At 54.8% G+C, this 19,078-nt stretch carries 13 protein-coding genes; 6 read left to right on the top strand and 7 right to left on the bottom strand.

Translation table 11 applies throughout. From position 1 onward, the window contains the following. Positions 1 to 365 precede the first annotated feature (365 nt). Positions 366 to 2,465 carry a carboxy terminal-processing peptidase gene (locus AAF465_03885; protein ID MEM7081850.1) on the bottom strand — a complete coding sequence of 700 codons (2,100 nt, stop codon included), beginning with the start codon at positions 2,463 to 2,465 and terminating at the stop codon, positions 366 to 368. A gap of 133 nt (positions 2,466 to 2,598) precedes the next feature. Between AAF465_03885 and AAF465_03880 the strand changes: the two genes are divergently transcribed. The 5 genes from AAF465_03880 to AAF465_03860 all read left to right on the top strand — a co-directional run bounded on the left by AAF465_03880 (position 2,599) and on the right by AAF465_03860 (position 8,450). After that, positions 2,599 to 2,901 carry a hypothetical protein gene (locus tag AAF465_03880; protein ID MEM7081849.1) on the top strand — a complete coding sequence of 101 codons (303 nt, stop codon included), beginning with the start codon at positions 2,599 to 2,601 and terminating at the stop codon, positions 2,899 to 2,901. 33 nt (positions 2,902 to 2,934) lie between these two features. Next, the gene (locus AAF465_03875) at positions 2,935 to 3,456 is read left to right on the top strand and encodes a gamma-glutamylcyclotransferase (protein ID MEM7081848.1); all 522 of its coding nucleotides are present in this window, start codon (positions 2,935 to 2,937) and stop codon (positions 3,454 to 3,456) included. A 181-nt stretch (positions 3,457 to 3,637) separates the two neighbouring features. Next, complete coding sequence (locus AAF465_03870; protein ID MEM7081847.1) at positions 3,638 to 5,899, top strand: EAL domain-containing protein; 2,262 nt, start codon at positions 3,638 to 3,640, stop codon at positions 5,897 to 5,899. 80 nt (positions 5,900 to 5,979) lie between these two features. Next, positions 5,980 to 7,059, top strand: coding sequence for an AI-2E family transporter (locus tag AAF465_03865; protein MEM7081846.1), 1,080 nt, complete (start codon positions 5,980 to 5,982; stop codon positions 7,057 to 7,059). 92 nt (positions 7,060 to 7,151) lie between these two features. Next, a complete protein-coding gene (locus AAF465_03860; protein MEM7081845.1) occupies positions 7,152 to 8,450 on the top strand; it encodes an MFS transporter in 1,299 nt (432 codons plus the stop codon). 86 nt (positions 8,451 to 8,536) lie between these two features. Here AAF465_03860 and AAF465_03855 read toward each other — a convergent pair whose 3' ends face one another. The 4 genes from AAF465_03855 to AAF465_03840 all read right to left on the bottom strand — a co-directional run bounded on the left by AAF465_03855 (position 8,537) and on the right by AAF465_03840 (position 13,906). Beyond that, positions 8,537 to 9,994, bottom strand: a complete 1,458-nt coding sequence (locus AAF465_03855) for a mechanosensitive ion channel family protein (GenBank protein MEM7081844.1) — start codon at positions 9,992 to 9,994, stop codon at positions 8,537 to 8,539. A 180-nt stretch (positions 9,995 to 10,174) separates the two neighbouring features. Continuing rightward, on the bottom strand, positions 10,175 to 10,906 hold the full coding sequence (locus AAF465_03850; protein MEM7081843.1) for a glutathione S-transferase family protein: 732 nt from the start codon (positions 10,904 to 10,906) through the stop codon (positions 10,175 to 10,177). Positions 10,907 to 10,940: 34 nt separating this feature from the next. Next, the gene (locus AAF465_03845; protein MEM7081842.1) at positions 10,941 to 12,743 is read right to left on the bottom strand and encodes an ABC transporter ATP-binding protein; all 1,803 of its coding nucleotides are present in this window, start codon (positions 12,741 to 12,743) and stop codon (positions 10,941 to 10,943) included. A gap of 134 nt (positions 12,744 to 12,877) precedes the next feature. Further along, positions 12,878 to 13,906: an MBL fold metallo-hydrolase gene (locus AAF465_03840; GenBank protein ID MEM7081841.1), complete on the bottom strand. Its 1,029-nt coding sequence runs from the start codon at positions 13,904 to 13,906 to the stop codon at positions 12,878 to 12,880. Positions 13,907 to 14,136: 230 nt separating this feature from the next. On the opposite strand from AAF465_03840, the gene AAF465_03835 reads away from it, so the two are divergent. Next, on the top strand, positions 14,137 to 15,357 hold the full coding sequence (locus tag AAF465_03835; protein MEM7081840.1) for a M48 family metallopeptidase: 1,221 nt from the start codon (positions 14,137 to 14,139) through the stop codon (positions 15,355 to 15,357). A 74-nt stretch (positions 15,358 to 15,431) separates the two neighbouring features. Here the strand turns inward: AAF465_03835 and AAF465_03830 are convergent, their stop codons facing one another. Beyond that, positions 15,432 to 15,857, bottom strand: coding sequence for a hypothetical protein (locus tag AAF465_03830; GenBank protein ID MEM7081839.1), 426 nt, complete (start codon positions 15,855 to 15,857; stop codon positions 15,432 to 15,434). 83 nt (positions 15,858 to 15,940) lie between these two features. Further along, positions 15,941 to 18,856: an ImpA family metalloprotease gene (locus AAF465_03825; GenBank protein ID MEM7081838.1), complete on the bottom strand. Its 2,916-nt coding sequence runs from the start codon at positions 18,854 to 18,856 to the stop codon at positions 15,941 to 15,943. Positions 18,857 to 19,078: the final 222 nt, after the last annotated feature.

The raw sequence follows: 19,078 nt of genomic DNA, 5'->3' as shown, positions 1-19,078 counted from the left end.
TTTAGTGTTGTAGTAGAGTATAACACCATACTACCGAAATGCAAAAGATCGTTGCGATCCACCCCGCAGCGATCATAATGCATTGAATATCTTGAAGATTACGTGATGTTGATACCGCGACGGTCACGATTCGAGCGACGCCTACCCTTTACGATGCGTGAATCGATCGGATCGTTTCAAGCCAATTTGGACAGATCGGTCCAACGGTGAGGTAAATCGATGGCGGGGCGTCTGCGCGGCGCGCGGACTTATTTAGACTCTTTCTAATAGAGGTGATGGTGACCGTGAATTGGTCAACCGTCAGTGTTGTCCAGGCAAGAAAAAAGCCGCCCGTGGGCGGCTTTCTTTGGCGTTGTTGCCCTAGCTTAGTTGGTGCCCGCTCGTGCAGCGGACAGTTGCGACTGGGTGAGAATGTCGGCCATCACTTCGCCGGTCTCGTCCAGAATGGCGTCCAGATCTTCACGGTCTTCGAGTTCTTCGGTCGTTTCGAAAGCGTTCAGGCCGTGAGCGGCGCGCCGAATGTTCTCATTCTCGAGGCGTTGTTCGTCGATCTTTTTGTTTTCCGCTTCCCGCGCATTGAGATTGAGCGACACAAATTCGCGATTTCGCAGATTGCTCGCACGTGTAATTTCACGCTCAAGGTACATGAGGTCGGGGTCGCTTTGACTGCGCTTGAGTACTTCGCGTTTAAGCGCCTCAACATCCACTGAAAAGGCCGAGCTTACGCTCTCGAATTTTGTGGTTTCAATCTCATCCCACAAGAGCGCGCTCTCTCGTGTGTTTTCACCCACGTCTTCTACCGGAATGAGCGAGGGCAGCTCGATGTCGGGGATCACGCCGCGATGCTGCGTGCTGCCGCCATTCACTCGGTAATACTTGCCCATTGTGAGGTTCAGGCGGCCGTACTGTTGCTCCCGCTTGCGGGGCTGCCGATCAAGCGGATAGACGTTCTGCACTGAGCCTTTACCAAACGTTTGCTGACCGATCACGATGCCGCGACCGTAGTCTTGAATGGCTGCAGCGAAAATCTCTGAGGCCGAGGCGCTGAAACGATTGACCAATACCGAAACGGGACCGTCCCAGATGGCGCCGCGGTTATTGTCTTTGTACACCTTAACGCGGCCGCTATGTTCGCGAAGCTGAACAACGGGACCATGATCGATGAACAGTCCAGTCAGGTCGACAGCCTCCGTAAGCTGGCCACCGCCATTGCCGCGTAGGTCCATGATCACGCCCTGAACATCTTCTTCTTTCAGCTCCAACAGAAGGCGACGCACGTCGCGGGTCACGCTGGTGTAATCTTTGTCGCCGTTCATGCGCGCTTGGAAATTTTGATAGAAGCTCGGCACGGTGATCACACCGAGTTTAACGATCTGATCGTCACGCGGCACTTCGATGATCTTCTTTTTCGCGGCTTTGGCTTCGAGTGTTACTTTGCCGCGTGTGAAAGGCACAATTTCCTCTTCGCTGCCAGGCGCCGCGCCGGCGCGTAGGATTTGCAGCCGCACAACGGTACCGTCGGGGCCGCGAATTTGATCGACAACATCGTCAAGACTCCAGCCCACGACATCGACGATCTCGCCCGATTCTTCCTGGCCGACACCGGTAATGCGATCGTTTTGGCTGATGGTGCCAGCGACAGAGGCTGGGCCGCCCGCCAGAATTTCCATCACCGTCACAAATTCATCTTTAATTTGCAGCGAAGCGCCAATGCCAAAGTATTCGAGCGACATTTGAATGTCGTATTCTTTAGCATTCCGCGGCAGGAAGTAGTGCGAATGCGGATCGAGCGTGTCGGCATACGAATTCATGAAGGTTTCGAACACTTCGTTGCTGTTTAGGTCCTGAGTGCGGTCGAGCACACGCTCATAGCGTTTGGTCAGGATGTCGCGCGCTTCATCAATTGTCTTCTTGTTTAACAACTGGCCCAATACGTCGTTCTTCGTTTTCTTTCGCCAGATTTCCCGCGCCTCGGCATCCGATGTCGGCCATTCGGCGTCTTCTCGATCAAACACAAAGTTCTCATCGAGCGTGAAATCCAAATCGCTATTGAGTACTTCCAGAGCGTGGTTCATACGCTCGACTACACGATCGCGATAGACGTCGAAAATGGCGAATACCGGATCGACCCGACCGGAGCGCACACTGTCATCGAGCGCGAATCGGTATTTTTCAAAGGCGTCGACGTCGTCAGACAGGAAGTAGAAGCGGTTGCTGTCGAGTGCTTTGAGATAACGGTCGAGAATCTTAGATGACAGGTCATTACTGACTTTGGCGCGACGGTAGTGGGAGTGCTCAAACAGTGTGGTCACAATGCGGCTGACCTTGGCGTGCTGAGGCTGGGCTTCCAGAACTTCTTGCTCATCAATAGCTGCCGAGACGATAATGGGCAGACTGACGCAGGCTAAAAACAAAGCAAGGCGGGTGATACCACGCGAAATGTACCGTTGCGAACCGTTTTTCATAGGCTGTCTTTCTCGTTGTTGTGCGATCCATTTAGATCGAAAATAATGTCCTTAGGCTAGAGGTCGAACCCAATATTATCAAGGGCGTATTCCTCATTTTTGCCGCCAAACCCCAACCGGAGTGCAATTCCAGGTGACGCCTCTCGTATTTGTGAGCGGAATCCTCTTAGGAACCGCTTTTTCCATCTTTTTCGGCCTGGCCGTTGTGGCACTCATTATGGCCATGCTCGGTGTCGACACCCCGCGCGTCGAGGCCGAAATTAAGCCTTTACTCGGGTATTCGGGCCTGTTCCTCTTTCTGACCGCGACCAGTGCATGGGGTTTCATCGCCCAGCTTAAAACGACGCCACGTCGGTGGCTCGCTCAGGCGTTGATGTGGATAAGCTGGATCGGCACCATTGTGGGCGTCATCGCGCTCAAAACCCAGGGCAATTGAACGCCTCGAATCGATCATTAAAATTAATTATAAGTGATTGAAAATAATAATATATGGCTGTTCGCCTATGGCTCTTTACTGTGGCGCCCTGGGGTGGCGTACGACCAGGCGGAGCGTGGCACACTTCAGGGCTGGGAACGACGATTCTGGCAGGGATCCCCGGATCATCGCGGCACTGATACTCAGCCGGGTCGCGTTGTGACGCTGGTTCCGTGCGATGAACGGTCAGTGACCGGTCGACTTTACGCGCTGCCACGCACCCGCATCGCCGACACGCTGGCCTATCTGGATCATCGTGAGAGCGGTGGCTACACGCGCTGCTGGGTGACCGTGCATCGCGAGGGGGCGGGCCGTTGTCGGGCATTGACCTACGTCGCGCTGCCGGGCAATCCACACTATTTAGGTGACTGTCCGGTCGATGAATTGGCCGCTCATATCCGGCGATCAACGGGTCCAAGCGGACATAATTACGATTATTATCAGGATCTTATTGATTCGCTGATCGCGCTCAAGGTGCCGCCATCTGAATTAGAAGCCATCCGCGTGTTCGACTGATCGTGACCGCCACCGAGTCGGGTGAGTGTGCCGCTCCGATACCGATTCAAATCCTTGAAAAGTAATGAATTTGCCTATTTGTGCGCCTTATCACAGCGGGTAAGAGGTGGCGTCTATATGCTGAGCCCTTCTATCGAGTGTCCGGCCTCTGAGCCGTTCACCGCCACACGAGGTACGTCGATTGAAAGATTTGCGGGTCAAAGCGATCGTTTTGTCATTGATTGTCCTGGGTACCGCTCAAGCACTGGGCGTCGTGTTCAGTTTGTGGCAAGAGCAGTCACGTCAGACGCAGGCCGGTGCCGAGCAGATTGAGCTGGCGGCGCGTGTTGTTGGCGAGTCGTACGTAACGCGCGCCACCCAAAACCGCTTGTTGGCGGCGCGTTTGGCGGCCGACCCGGCGCTCAGACTGCAAGCCTATCGTGGTTCGATTCAAGACCTCGAGGCGCTGTTGCGTCGGCGAGCACCTCTGTCGGCCCACGAATTTGTGGCGATCACCGACGCGGGTGGCGCGCTATTATTCTTGACGACCGGTGCTGAGGTCAGACTCCCTCAGCCGGCGTTGGAAGCCGCACTGGCGGCCCACGATACAGACCGTCTATTGCCGCTCTCAGGTCAGACAGTGGCTGTAGCCCGGGAGTCATTTACGCAACGCGAGTCGACCTTTGGCCTGATAACCGGGTTTTCTCCCGTGCCGGTGATCAAGACCCGTCTTGCCGCGTCAATGGACGGTCAAGTCCAGATCGTCGAAACGGACAACGGGCGTCCAGTCATCTCGCTGCCACTTGATGCGGAGGGCAACATCTCGCTGACGGCCAATTTACAGCTCGCCGATCAATCAAACAGCACACTCTACTTATTTATCCTGGGCCAGTTCGGCGCCGCACTTTTTATCTTAAGCATGGCGGCACTGGCTTGCGCACTGTTGTATTCACGCTTGTTTACCAAACACATTGATCGCCCCATATCTTCACTACGGCGATCCATTCGCAGTCTCAAAGACGGACGCTTGCAGGAGCCGGTTCGGGCTATCGAACAAGCGCCGTTTCACAATGTTGCGAGCGATCTAGAGGCCATGCGCGAAGCGGTTTCCGAGCGCGAAAACAAGGTCATGCACCACGCCGAATACGATTCGCTTACCGGGCTCACGAATCGGTCGGTCGTATCCGAGAAAATTAAGACAGCCATGACACGTGCTCATCGAAACGGCACGGTGGTCGCTGCGATGGCCATTGATCTGTCGCGCTTTAGTGAGATTAATGGGTCGATGGGTCATGAGGTTGGCGATGAGGTGCTCAAAGAAATCGCTCGTCGACTCGCGAGTAATGCTCGGGTAACGGATACCGTTGCGCGGGTAGGTGGAGACGAATTTTTTGTTGTCCTTGAGGATGATGACGTCAAACTCGCACAATCATTGGCTCGCTTTATGCTCTCCAGTCTCACGACGCCAATCCATGTGAGCGATGCGGAGTTTAAGCTCAACGTTCACGCTGGATTGGCGTTTTATCCGATGCACTGCGATAGCGCCGACAGCTTACGTCGTATGGCCAATATTGGCCTTTACACCGCCAAGGAACAGGATGATTCATTGGTGATCTACGAACCGGGGCAGGACGAAAAACACCTGCGCGAGCTCGCGATCATTCACGACCTGCCCAACGCCATTAAAAACCGCGAGCTGTATCTGCAGTACCAACCCAAAATTGACATGGACAATCAGCAGGTTCGACAGGTTGAGGCTTTAGTACGGTGGCGTCATCCTCAGCTTGGCTTTATTCCGCCCGACGAGTTTATTGCGCTGCTCGAAAAGTCGGGCATGATCGGCAAGCTGACAGAATGGGTGTTCAAGGAAGCGGTCTTGCAGGCGCGAGCCTGGATGGAAGCCGGTCACGATATCGGCATTGCGGTGAATATCTCGGCGAACGATTTGCTTAATGAAGCGCTGCCTGGGCAGATCAAAAAGCTGTTGCACTATCACGCGGTGGACGCCAATCGAATTACAATCGAAGTCACCGAGAGTGCGGTGATCAAAAATCCTGACACATCGGTCAAATTGCTCAATGAGCTTAGATCGAGTGGTATTCGCTGTTCGTTGGATGATTTTGGCACAGGCCAAACGTCGTTGGCATTACTCAAACAGCTACCGATCAGCGAAATCAAAATCGACAAGTCGTTTGTGCAAAACCTCCGAGCCGATAGCGGCGACGCCATCATCGTGAAGTCTATTATCGATCTTGGCCACAATATGGGCCTGCATGTGACGGCGGAAGGGGTTGAGAGCAACTATTGTTGGAACCTGCTGAACTCTTACGGCTGCAATCTGGTGCAGGGTTATCTGGTCAGCGCGCCGCTGACCGCCGATGAACTGGCCGAATGGCATTTACGCTTGCAAGACCGTCATATGAATAAGCTCGATCTGAGTTTCGTACACAATATGACCGCCTGATCCAGCACGGCGCGGGCGCATTGTATCCTGCGAAAAATGCCGTATGATTTCAGCTTAATCCATGTTCCATACGGGTGCGTATGAATCAGCTCACGCTGTGGTTTCGCCGCCAGTTTGATAACCCTCAGGTCGTATTCCTATTGGCGGCCGTGCTGGGGCTCGTGGCGCTCGTTTTTTTCTTTGGCTCGTACCTTGGCCCGGTTTTCGCCGCGGTGGTCATCGCCTATCTGATGCAGGGGTTTGTCGCCAAGCTCGAACAGCTTGGCTGCAATCATTTACTGGCGACACTGTTTGCCTTCGTTCTGTTTTTGTTCGTGGTGTTTATTATTGTCTTTGGCCTTTTTCCAAGTCTGGCCAAACAGGCGTCCCAGCTTGTTAAACAGACGCCCGTGATCATCAGCTCCGTGCAAGAGCTGATCTATCAGCTGCAGGCAAAATACCCGGAACTCGTGACCACCGAGCAAATCTCAGAGGTTATGGGCAATATCGGCACCGCGCTGATCGATGCCGGACAAGAAATTGTCGGCTTCTCCCTCACGTCGCTTGTCACCTTTATGCAGGTGATGCTCTATTTTATTTTGGTTCCGCTGCTGGTCTTTTTCATGATTCGCGATCGCGAGAAAATCCTTGCGTGGTTTAGTCAGCTTCTGCCCAGAAACCACGAGTTGGCAGGCCAGGTGTGGACCGAGGTTAATGATCAGATCGGCAATTACATTCGTGGCAAGGTGTGGGAAATCCTCATCGTTGGTGGCGCGGCGTATGTTGTTTTTACAATCTTGGGTTTGCAATACGCCGAGCTGTTGGCCGTGCTCACCGGTGTCTCGGTGTTGATCCCGTATATCGGTGCGGCGGCCGTGACCGTGCCCGTATGCGCTGTGGCGTTCTTTCAGTTTGGCTGGGGTGCGGATTTGGCGAAAGTCTTCGTGGCGTACGGTGTGCTGCAAGCACTCGATGGAAACGTGCTTGTGCCGTTTCTGTTTAGCGAAGTCGTCGACCTTCATCCGGTCGCAATTATCGTCGCCATCTTGTTCTTCGGTGGAATTTGGGGTTTTTGGGGGCTGTTTTTCGCGATTCCCTTTGCTACGGTCGTGCAGGCAATTCTCAAATCTTGGCCGCGTGAGCAGCCATCTGACGACGAATCTACACCCGCCGAGGCTTGATCCATTTCGCTTCTTCGACGCATGTCCGGCTGTGGATGCCCGTTGATCGCCGGCTGGCACGTGCGGTTGGCGTGTGTTGATCTGACCAACCGGTGACCAACGCCATCGACACATCGACGACCTCTCAGCCGAGCGTTTGGCAGGAGGTGCGTGAGGCGCTGGGTCACCGTCAGTTTCAGGTCGCGTTTCTCTATTTTTATTGTCTGCTGTTTGCCTACTACCTGTTGCGGCCCGTGCGTGAGGAAGTCGGTATTTTGCAGGGCGTAGATAAACTGCAATGGCTGTATACGGGCACTTTTGTGGTGATGCTGTTAATCGTGCCCATTTTTGGCTGGCTCAAGAATCAGCTTCGACGCCGCACGTTGGTCCGCGCCATCTATTTTTTCTTCGCGGCAAATCTACTGATTTTTTACGTGCTGTTTGCCGAGTCGTATTTGAACGCCTGGGTGGCGCGCGCCTTTTTCGTATGGCTCAGCGTATTCAATATGTTTGCCGTGTCGGTTTTTTGGAGCCTCATGGCGGACGTTTATCCGCGGAGTAAAGCGCGTTCGTTGTTCGCGCCGGTCGCGGCGGCGGGCAGCCTGGGTGGCATCACTGGCAGCTGGGTAACCGGTCAGTTTGTGACGCTCATCGGTATTCGCAGTTTGCTGCTCATGGCGGCGATACTGCTGATTGTCGTCGCTTTGTGCGCGGCCGTTTTGCTCACGTACGAGGACCGTCAGGCCAAAAAGGAGCGGCAAACCGTCAGCGAGTCAGGCGAGACAGAGAAGGGGGGCATCTTTGCCGGTGTAACGGCACTCGCCCAATCGCGCTACCTGGGTAAGATCGCCGTGATCTCATTGCTGTACACGTTGATCGCCTCGCTGTTGTATTTTATTCAGCAAAATCTCGTGAGCGAACTACTCACCGACTCATTACAGCGTACGCAATTCTTCGCGCGAATCAATCTGGTGATCAATGTTTGTGCGCTGCTTTTTCAGTTCTTTGCTACCAGTTGGTTAGTACGTCGATTTGGCGTCAGTGGCGCTTATGGCGGCAGTACTGCGGCGATTATCGCGGGTGTGATTGTGCTTGGCGTTTGGCCGGCCGTGATGACCATCGCTGTGGCCCAAGTGGTGCTTCGTGCCGCCCAGTTTGGCACCATGAAGCCGTGTTACGACATGTTGTTCAGCGTGGTTGACCGCGAACAGAAGTACAAGGCAAAGAACTTTATCGACACCTCGTTGGTGCGTGCCGGCGATCTCGCGGGCGGGTGGCTGTTTACCGGGCTTAAGTTTGGGGGGCTGACCATTGGCGGCATCACGGCGGTAACGGTCGTGCTGCTGGCGGGATTAGCTGCCGTGGCGATCAATGTTAGTCGTGAGTTCGATCGCCGCTCGGTAGACCGTTGATGCAAGGCGCTGATGCGCCGTGATGGCCGCCATGGTGTCTACCTTGGATTCCTGATCCAGGCTCAAGGCCACAGCGGCGCTTTGTGTCAGTGCGTGGCGCCACCGATGCCAAAAAACTGACTGATCTTGTTGGCGAGTTGCTTGGCCAACGAGTGATCGTCATCGAGTGTCGTGGCATGTGTGTGGGCGAAGCTACGCGCGTTCATGGCGCGTACCCGTACCGCCATGAGGTTGCCCAATTCCTGCGCGATTTCTGGCCGTGCTCGTAAGATCGGCTCAAGGTCGTCACGGTGAATGGACAATGCGTGTACATGGGTGTCGGCGGTTACGGATGCTCGGCGAGGGGCGCCGGTTAGCACTGACATTTCTCCGAGCGCTTGACCAGGCTCAATTTTGCCCACCATTTTTGAAGAGCCGTTCGTGCCTGTGCGCACGTTGGCAATGCCCTCCACAACCAGATACAGACTGTCGCCATCCTCGCCTTCGTTGAAGATGATCGTACCTTTATCGAAATCATGAGGCTGAGCAACCTGCGCAAGCTGTTCGAGCTCGTGATCTTTTAATGGCTCCAACCAGTCAATGCGCGATAGCAAACGTTTTGCATCGATTCGACGCTCCTGTCGAGCGCGTCGGTCGCGTGTAATGAGAATTTCTTGTTGCTGATACGGAATCGATACGCCCGCTTGACTTAAATAACGCAGCACGTTCGCGGCCAGTTTGTGGCGAAGTCCAACGCGCGACGCCAAGTCATCGATCCAGAATCGAATCTGATACTCCACGCCGCGTTCTGAAAAATTCTTAATACGGACATTGTGGTCGCCGCCTTCAACCAGGCCGGACGTCGCGCTGATCGCAGACTGGAGAATATTGGTAATTCGATCTGGATCGGCGGTGTAGTTTAGCGTGATGTCCAACGACTCACGATAGCTGCGTCTGGGTAGACTGTAATTCACAAACTGGCGAGCGGCGAAATTATTATTTGGTACGATCACTGTGCGTTGTGACAAGGTGACTAAGCGCGTCGATCGCCAGTTGAGTTCGGACACTTTGCCAACCAGGCCTGGTTCGAGTTCAATCCAGTCACCGATCGAATAGGGGCGTTCAAAATTGATGGCCAGGCCGGAGAAAAAGTCAGCAATCATGTCGCGTATTGCAAGGCCGATAATCAAAGTCACCAGGCCGGATGTGGCCATGAGTGCGCCGACGGGTTTTTCGAGAACAAAATGCACGGACATGAATCCGCCCGCAATAAATACAACGGCGTAAATGCAGTTAACGAGAATAGCGGGAGCGTCTTGTCCGGTGCGGGCGCGACTAAACGGGTGCAGCAGCAACGCGAGCAGCGAGCGACTGATCAACAGGGCGCTTGCCATCCATAGGCCCATGCCGACGGTTTTGCGTAGCACATCGCCGCCAGGGTGCACACCCACCGCGGCCAACTGTTGAGCGAGGCTGTCCAGATTGCGCTGAATGAGGAAAAAGCCCACCACCATTAAAGCAGGCGCGAGCAGAATACGGGCGCTGACAGATTGTTGTTGAGCCATAACGTTCTTAAAGCAAACTTGCGAAACGGCGAATGCGTCGATAGGGCTAACGTTACGTCAAGTGGCTCAAGGGCAGTGTGAGTAGTCTCACACTTCAATCAGACGGTAATGGGCTTATGTCAAAATTAGCCGTTATTCGCATCGAATGACGATGCTGTCAGTGGTTGCGCCGAGCGGTCGCTACTCGCCAACCGGGTGCTGGAACACGGCAAATTCCGAAAACACGGTTTTGCCCATACGCTGACAATACTGAGTGAGTGTCGGCTGGTCTATAACAAAATCAAAGAGTGGGCCGGTGAACGGCGTATACAAGATATTGGCCACAAAGGAGAACGCAACCGCATCCACACTGGACGGTGAGTTTCCGAGCATAAAGCGCTGATCGCCTAACACGTCTACCAACGCCTGCAGATCGCGCACGCCAATGTGATAAATCTCGTCTGGTGCGTGCAGCGCGATGCCGTGACCTTTGAGGCTGTTGGCAACGCCTTTGCGCACTACGTTGGGCACAAAAGAACGGGCGATAAAGGGTAAATCATTAAACCACGTATCTTTGATGCGCGGCCAGTTCGCGTCGTCGATCCAGCGGCTGTAGACCAAAGCAAAGTAAAGCCGCTCTTCGAGCGCTCCGGTTAGCGCACGCGCAATCCCTTTCTTCTGCGCGCTTAGATCATGATCGAGAGTGACGTTATATGTGCGTTCAAGATATTCCAGTATGAAGCTGGAATCCGCGATGGTTTTGTCTTTATCGCGTATAAAGGGGAGCTTGGTCTTGGGTGCTTTGCGGGGATCTTTGATGATCTGCATCGAATACGGAATGTTGGCCATACGCAGATAGCATTCCACTTTCATGCAAAAGGGGCTGACGTTAGGCAGGCCGTATTTCGGTTCAAATTGATAGAGTGTCAGCATGGATCCCCCTAAACAAACACCAAACGGCGCAACATTAATAAAGCGGCAGGCCGGTCTGAACCTGCCACAGTGACTGGTAGATGCCCGGTCGATTTATCAGCTCTTCATGTGTGCCGGTGTCGACTATCTTACCCCGATCCATAACATAAATGCAGTCGGCGTGAACGATCGTCGAGAGACGGTGGGCCACGATAAGCGTGGTGCGATTTTTCGATACCGCCTGCAGCGCTCGCTGTATGGCGGCTTCGGTTTCGTTGTCCACGGCGGACGTCGCTTCATCCAAAATTAGAATTGGGGCGTCTTTATAAAGCGCGCGTGCAATGGCTAGGCGCTGGCGCTGACCGCCAGACAATCGCTGGCCGCGCTCACCGACACGGGTCGCCAGTCCCTCCGGAAAGCGCTCAATAAACTCCGTTGCGCCGGCAGTGCGAGCGGCATCCGCCAGGCGCTGCTCATCTGGCTCAGCCTCACCGTAGGCGACGTTTTGCGCGATGCTTCCTGGGAAAAGATAACTGTCCTGCGCAACCAGCCCTATATGGCCCCGAAGGCTATTGAGCTTGATGTCATTGAGGGGTATGTCGTCAATTTGAATGTGTCCTTGATCCGGTTGATAGAAGCGCAATAAGAGTTTGACTAACGTGCTTTTACCCGATCCGGTGGCACCGACGAACGCGGCCGTGCTGCCAGCGGGGATGCTCAACGTCAGGTTTTGCAAAACGGGTAGATCGTCGCGATAGCTGAAATGGACGCCGCTAAACTGCACGGCGCCGCTGGGTTGATTGAGATTCACGGCGTTTGCGCGATCTCGGATTGGTGAGTCTGCTCGAATCAGGCTCAAAATACGATTCGACGAGGCCATAGCCCGCTCAAACAGATCGACCACTTCGGCCAAGCCGGTGAGTGGCCAAAGCAGTCGCTGTGTGAGAAAAACGAGCGCCCCATAGCTGCCGACCTGCAGATCGCCCTGAATCGCCATCCAACCGCCCAGGAGTAGCGTAGCGAGAAAGCCGGCGAGAATCGCCATGCGGATTATTGGAATGAAGGCGGAGCTGACCCGTATCGCCCGGCGGTTGGCCTCGACATAGCGTTTGCTGTCACGGCTAAGATTGGCGTGCTCAAACGCTTCGGTGGTAAAACTCTTGATGGTTTGAATGCCAGCGAGGTTGGCTTCCAGTCGTGCACTCAGGTCGCCCACTTTTTCGCGCACGTCGGCATACAGCGGCTGCGCGCGTCGCTGGAAGAAAAACGCACCGAGTATGATGATCGGAATCGGGCTAAACGCTATGAGTGCGATCGTGGGCGATAGTATGAAAAATATCGCGCCGACGATCACCACGGCCGTCAGAATCTGAATGAGGCTATTCGCGCCGCCGTTGAAAAACCGCTCTAGTTGATTGACATCATCGTTGAGAATCGACACCAGATTGCCGGTGGAGCTTTGGTCGTAGTACTGAAGGTCAAGATGCTGGACATGGTGATAGGCGTCAAGACGGAGATGATGCTGCAGATCTTGTGCTAGGTTGCGCCACAGCACGAGGAATAAATACTCAAATAACGATTCGCCTGCCCACACCAGCAAAGTGGCAAATCCAAGAATCAGAAGCTGATGAAACGGATCACGAACACCGAGGCTTGCTAAGAACGAGTCCTGCTGACGAATCACGACGTCGATGGCAACGCCAATCAGCAACTCGGGCATCACATCGAGCACTTTGTTGATAAATGAACACAGCGAGGCCAGCAGAATGCGTCGGCGAAATGCGGTGGCATAAACCAGCAGTTGGCGCAATGCTTCAAAAGATGAGCCGGTCGGAACGCGGTTAGTCTGATTCGTCATGGTCGGTGCGGTAGGGGGTGTGGAGTCGGTCCACTAATTGTACACCGCAACGTCCGTGACGCGACCGCTGAAATCCTTAGTGGTCGAACGGACAAACGCAAGACTGGGAGTGTAACGCCTGGTGGCCAGTGCTTCTATCGACTGTGGTACCAATCGACGCCGTCAATTCGCTCGCGCTCGATGCGCCCTTGATGCCGCAGGTGATTAAAATGGGCCATCGTTTCGCCAACCGCCATCACCCGGTTGCTGTCGTCGATCGCGGAGTGAAAGAGCACGTCAAAGACATCGATTGCTCGTTGTGGCGTGGAGCAGCGAGCGAAGAGCTGCTCTAGCGAGGATTCGTGATGATCAATGAGTTGACGAAGCCTGGCGGGCGCGCCATAAAAGGGTAGGCCGTGCGAGGGTAGTACGAGCGTGTCCGCGGCCACGTCGTGTGCGAATCGTCGGCACGATTGGAGCCAGTCGCCCAGCGGATCCGCTTCGGGCTCGGTCGGCCACACGGCGATAATGGATGAGATTCGTGGCAGAATTTGATCGCCGCTAATGAGCACGTTGCGTTCGGCGTTAAAGAGGCAGGCGTGCTCCGGTGAATGGCCATTGCCCACCAATATCGTCCAGGTTTCGTCGCATAGATCGAGTGTGTCGCCTTCTTGGAGTCGTCGATACGACTGAGGTAGCGGGGTGACTGCTCTGCCGAACCCGCCGTACATGGAGGAGTAGAGTTTGAGCTGTTCCTCGGTAATGCCCGCCGCACGATAAAACGCCAGTGCTTCCTCGGGTATCTCAAGACTGCTGTCAAAACACAGTGTGCGACACAAAAGGTATTCGCTGCGTGTCATATACAGCTCACAATCATGCTCGCGTGTGAGCCAGCCAGCGAGGCCAACGTGATCAGGATGGAGGTGTGTTGCGACGACTTTCGCAAGAGTTCGAGGTGCAACATACTTACTGAACAGCGTTTGCCAGGTCTCTTTGGATGTGCGCGTATTGATGCCCGTGTCGATAATGACGCTCTGCTGATCACTGCGCGAAATCCACACATTGATGTGGTCAAGTGCCATTGGCAGACCGAGGCGCGCCCAGAGTAATCCTGGAAAGATCTCAGTCGCGTCTCCAACGGCAGGTGCTTGATCGAAGGCGTAACGGATGACGGGCTGGGACATTGGTGGTACCTAAATTGGGGACACCAAGTGTCCGTGCAGTTCTGTCGAATAGCAACACCTTTGTTTACTTTTTGTCTCCTGGTGCAGTACTGTTTGTCGAACCTGGGGTGTCGATGAAACGCGCGACTGCAACCATCTGCCTCGGCACGCTGACAGTTCCGAATGAGAAGAGGTCGATGCCTGGGGCAACCATCTCCTCCGGGACACCTATTCGAGGGCGATAGATAATTATGACCGCTGCAATTACTCCACATCAGATTCGCTGTGACAACGACCTGTCGATGTATCAATCATTGCTCGAGAACAATGATGTGAAGAAGGTTAATGAGTTCATCGCTAAGCGCGAGGAAGAGGGCCCGATTGGTACGCGGCGACGCCTTCTTGGCACGTCTGTCCGACTGAGTCGGCGCATGGCGCCTGAAGTTCATCGTATGGCAGACGAGTGTATTGAGCTGCTCGAGATGAAGATCCCGCATGAGCTGTATGTCTATTCGAGTCCTCAGTTTAACGCGGCCTGTTTCAAGCCTGAGAACGATCAGCTTTTCGTGATGTTCTCGTCTAGCCTGCTCGAGGCGTTTGAAGGAAGTGAGTTGCGCTTTGTGATTGGCCACGAGTTCGGTCATCACGTCTATCGACATCATGACATTCCCATTGGCTACCTGCTCAATGGCCAAGCACGGCCGGATCCTAAACTGGCGCTCGATTTGTTTACCTGGTCTCGCTATGCCGAAATTTCGGCAGATCGGGCTGGCGCACACTGCGCGCAGGACCTCAATGGGGTGGCCAAGGCGCTGTTCAAATTGGCCTCAGGGTTAACGTCGAAAGTGGTGGAATTTAGTTTCAATGACTTTCTGCAACAAGTGGATGAAATGCAGGTGGAAGACACCGCGCCTGGCAATAACGCGCCGCAGGAAGACTGGTTCTCCACACATCCTTTCAGTCCCTTACGCGTCAAGGCGCTCAAGTATTTCCACGAATCTGAGCTGGCAGTGCCAGGCGGTATGAATAAGCACGATCTTGAAGTAGCCGTGCAAGGCGTAATGAGTTTGATGGAGCCGAGTTACATCGAGGGTCGTACCGACACCGCCGAGGCAATGCGTCGGCTGCTGTTTGCCGGCGCGGTCGTGGTGGCGGATGCCGCGGATGGAATTTCGGAAAAAGAGATCGAGGTGTTCGAGCAGTTTTTTGGGCGCGATGCGTTTTCTGACCGGTTGAGCGTCGAGCGCATCGAGCGAGAGTTGCCCGGTCGCGTATCGGCGGTGAAGGACAATGCGAGTATGACGCAGCGTATGCAGGTGCTACGCGATCTGTGTGTCGTGGCAAAAGCCGAAGGTCCGATGGTCAATGCTGAGCGAGCGGTTCTTGATCAGATCGCTGATGGGTTAGAGGTACCGCGATCGTTTATTTGTCAATTCACCGAGAGCAACTACGACCCCATCAACAATAATTGATGGTGGCCATGTGATGACGTGGTCTCTGCACTGGGCGCCGGCGTTGTGGTGGCGTCACGCTTAATGAAAGCGGTCTATCGGTTATCGAGCCACGCTTCGACGATATCGGGTTTCTCATACGTGCCCTCAGGCATGCAGCGGAAATAGCGACGCGCATCAATGTCGAATGATGCTTCAGCCAACTGCAGTGTGCATTGTGCGTGCTGGAGTTCGAGATTGTCAGTGTCGATCTCGCCCCCCAATATTTGTCGCGCCATGGGCATGGTGCATTCGCTGATCACCGCATCGCGAAGATCGACACACTGGGCGGAGTTGATGCCCATACAGCCCAGGAGTTTTTTGTTGTCGCATTCGTTGTCGCCCTCGGCGGCCTCTTTGGCCGCTCGTTCGATAAGCGCTTCCGTTTGAGCATCGGATAAAGCGGTACCGCTGTCGGCAAACGTCGGTGATACCAGCAACACGGCAAGTATGGCGGTAAGAAACGGGGCGGGCGCGTTCATAGTGGTCTCGATCGGTCGGCTCTAAAACCTGGAGTATACCATTGCGCGCCGAGCGCGTTGGCTAGGCGCCGGTCGCCGGTCGATCAGCGACTCATCGATGGCCAGGATTGGAGGCCATCGACGGCGATGGCGGGATGATCCAGACCTAGGCATTGCCCACCTTCGGTCACGGCATGAAAGAGCGGAGGGAGTGACGGTAAGTTCATCGCTTTAACATGGCTGCGTGCGGTTTCGGAGAACGTCAGCCCCCACATTTGTAGGTAAGCGCGCAAATCCCGACCAGCCGCATGCGACAAGGCGATCAGCAGCCAATCGTTGTTATCAAACTGGCGGGCTTGGGTTCGGCTAACATTGCTAAACCCCAGTCCATCGCGTTTGGCTAGCCATGCGTCGTCGCTGTCATCGGCTCTGGAAAATTCGCGCTCGAGGATATGCAGTCGCGGCAATAGATGCCAGCCGCTGTTCAGAGCGCCATCGGCCTGGACGCGCATCATCAGCTGCAAATAGATGCTTGACCCTTCATGCCACGAAGTGGGCGACGCAGCAGTCATCGAAGCCACTGGGTCATCGGTGCGTGCCGCGGCTTGAAGGGTATCGAACAGCTCTTTAAAAGGCAGCGTCTGACAACTGGCCAATACGCTCGAGTCGCCGGTTAACAAGACGTAATTCGTCAGCGTGTAGTACGAGTATGGATCGGTGATCGCATGTCGATCCCAGTGCTTAAACAGAAAACGGGTGCGCTCGAGACCGTGGCCGAGCTCATGCAGATCACCGTGGCCAAGCGGGTCGAAGGCCCAGTAGGCGTCATACGGGTTTCCCGAACAGCCATACCCGCAGGTTGCTTGATCGGCGTTCATGTGTTTGATTTCGTCGTGCCAGTCCAGGCGGAGCCCGTGAGCCGCCGCAAAATCGGTTACTTCTTTGTCGGTCTCGATACCAGGACCATCCAAACCGGCCAGGGCATGTGGGAAATGGTGAGTAAACCGGGTCATAAGACTCGCCAGTTCGCTGCCTGTCGGCCAGCCTGGATTGCTCAACGTGATGCGCATCTTGTCGAGCGTTGAGTGGACCTCGAGATTCGGCGTGCTGACCTCGGCCCAGTCATAGTCGCCACGAGTGAGCGCCTCGGCAAATTGTTCATCGTCGTCTGGAACCTGCCAGTAGGGGTGTTCGCCGACGTTTGAAAAAGTAAACTCGACATCGTGTCCGGCGGAACCAAACTCAAGCTGTATCGGTCCGCCGTGCGGTGATGTTATCGACAGGGTTTCGCCGGGAGCAACAGCAAAGCGCGCGCTCTGCACGTACTTCGGTCGCGTATAACCGAATGCTTCAAATTCATGCGTTGCGCCTGGGCGAAGTGTATTGACGAAAAGCGACACGGTCACGTCGGTGCTATCCATCCGTGTGACCGTAAAGGGTACGCCCGGTAAGGCATACGCCCCGGTGGACCGAAACGGGGTTTTGCTCGTCATCGACACGCGTCGGTTTACAGGAGCGATCGTTGAAAAGTCACTGCGACTGAAGTTCCCCATATCGCTCTGTGCAGGATTGACATCGCGGTGGTGGTAGACCGTATGGTCGGCAAATAACGATTTCAGTATCGCGTCGCGTGGTTGCGAGTAAATATCCATCGGGAAGCGCACCCGCGCGCGAAAGTAATCGCCGAGTAACACCAACAACGTATGAAATCGATAGCCATCTTGGTCAAATATCCGCACCTTCTGTTGATCCAGGTCCCGAAGTTGGCCTTGAAGTGTTTCAACCGGGCCCAGAAATTCATCGGGATAAGGGTGATTGGCAGGGCAGGTCTTGTCTTCACAGCCACTAAACGTAAACGTAAAGGTATCGTCCACGAGTCGTTCAACCATCGTTCGGATTGCCACAATGTCGTCGGGCAGTGGTCGATCCCCCAATGCATTACCAGCGGATTCAACAGAGAGTCTTCGCCAGTAATTGTCGCCGTGATAGTCAACGTCAAGCAGCCCCAGCAACCGTTGTGCTAGGGCGTTGTATTGACCGTCGTGGTGGACGTACAGCACGGCAGTGCCGGCTTCGATCGCCGCCTGCACAGTCCGCGCTATCGCAACCGCGTCGTCGCCTGGCGCAAGATACGACGACACAATTAGGAGGTCGGCATCGACCAAACAGGTTGACAGCTGCCGGTCACAGGTCGAAGGCTCATTATAAGTAATGTCGTTGCCTAAAAAGGCCTCCAACCACGCTCCGACGGCTTTTTGGTCTGGGAAGAAGTGACTTTGATCAAGCTGCGCCACTACGACTTTGCTCGGTTGGGCGCGGGTTGACGCTGTCTCGGCATCGTGTTGAAGAAGCCAGCGAAGCGTGTTGTTGAACAATGCCGTCATGTCAGCGGACAACGCGTCATTCGAGCGCAGATAGTCTCGCATCGGATTACCACCAAAAACGGCGTAGCGCGTCTGGTTGGTCAGGCCGATTATGCCTAGATCGCGCTGTTGCACGATGTAGCTGCGATGTGTCACCGCATTCGTTGTTAGGATTGCTTCATTGCGCCCGAATCGCGCCCGCAATAAGGCAGAGTCTTGCGATGGATCCCAACTCACGTCAGTGAGCGATTGGGGTGTCGCCTCGCCATTGGTATCGAAACCGAACAACGCGTGACGAATGGCGGTGTATCGACTTTGATTGGATTCAATCGCCGACAGGATACTCGGTAGAACCTGACTGGCGCTTTTGATGTGTGTGTGCGATCCGGTCCGCAACGCTTCTTCAATATCGTCCGCCGTGATGGTGATGGTCAGTTCAGCTCGCGACTCGTCGATACCGTCACTGGCCACAACAATCAGCGGGTGGCTGCCAATGTCCGTCGTGCTGGGCATGCCGCTGAAAGTGGCGCGGTTCGAATCGAACTGTAGCCAACTCGGTTGCCTCTCGATGGACAGATGCACGTCATCACCGTCGGCGTCGCTGACCAGTGGTCGGTATTCGTAAAGCTGATTTTCTTTGCCAGGTGGGGCCACCATATTGATGATCGGTGCGCGATTTGCGGATGGCGACGTGGGCGGAGCGCTAGAGGTCGCTGCGACGCCGTCGACGCCACCGCCGCCACACGCACCCAGCGCTAGTGCTGCGGCAGCGAAGAGTCCGCATGACCGGCTGCTCTTCGCAAGGCCTTGTCGCTCGGTCCCCCACCCTGGAACGCTTCGGCGACTGTTAGCGGCTGGGTCAAATAAACCGGTGTCAGT

This window comes from Pseudomonadota bacterium (genome assembly GCA_039028935.1).
Classification (GTDB): Bacteria; Pseudomonadota; Gammaproteobacteria; order Steroidobacterales; family SZUA-146; genus SZUA-146.
This window is presented reverse-complemented; position numbering and strand designations above follow the sequence as displayed.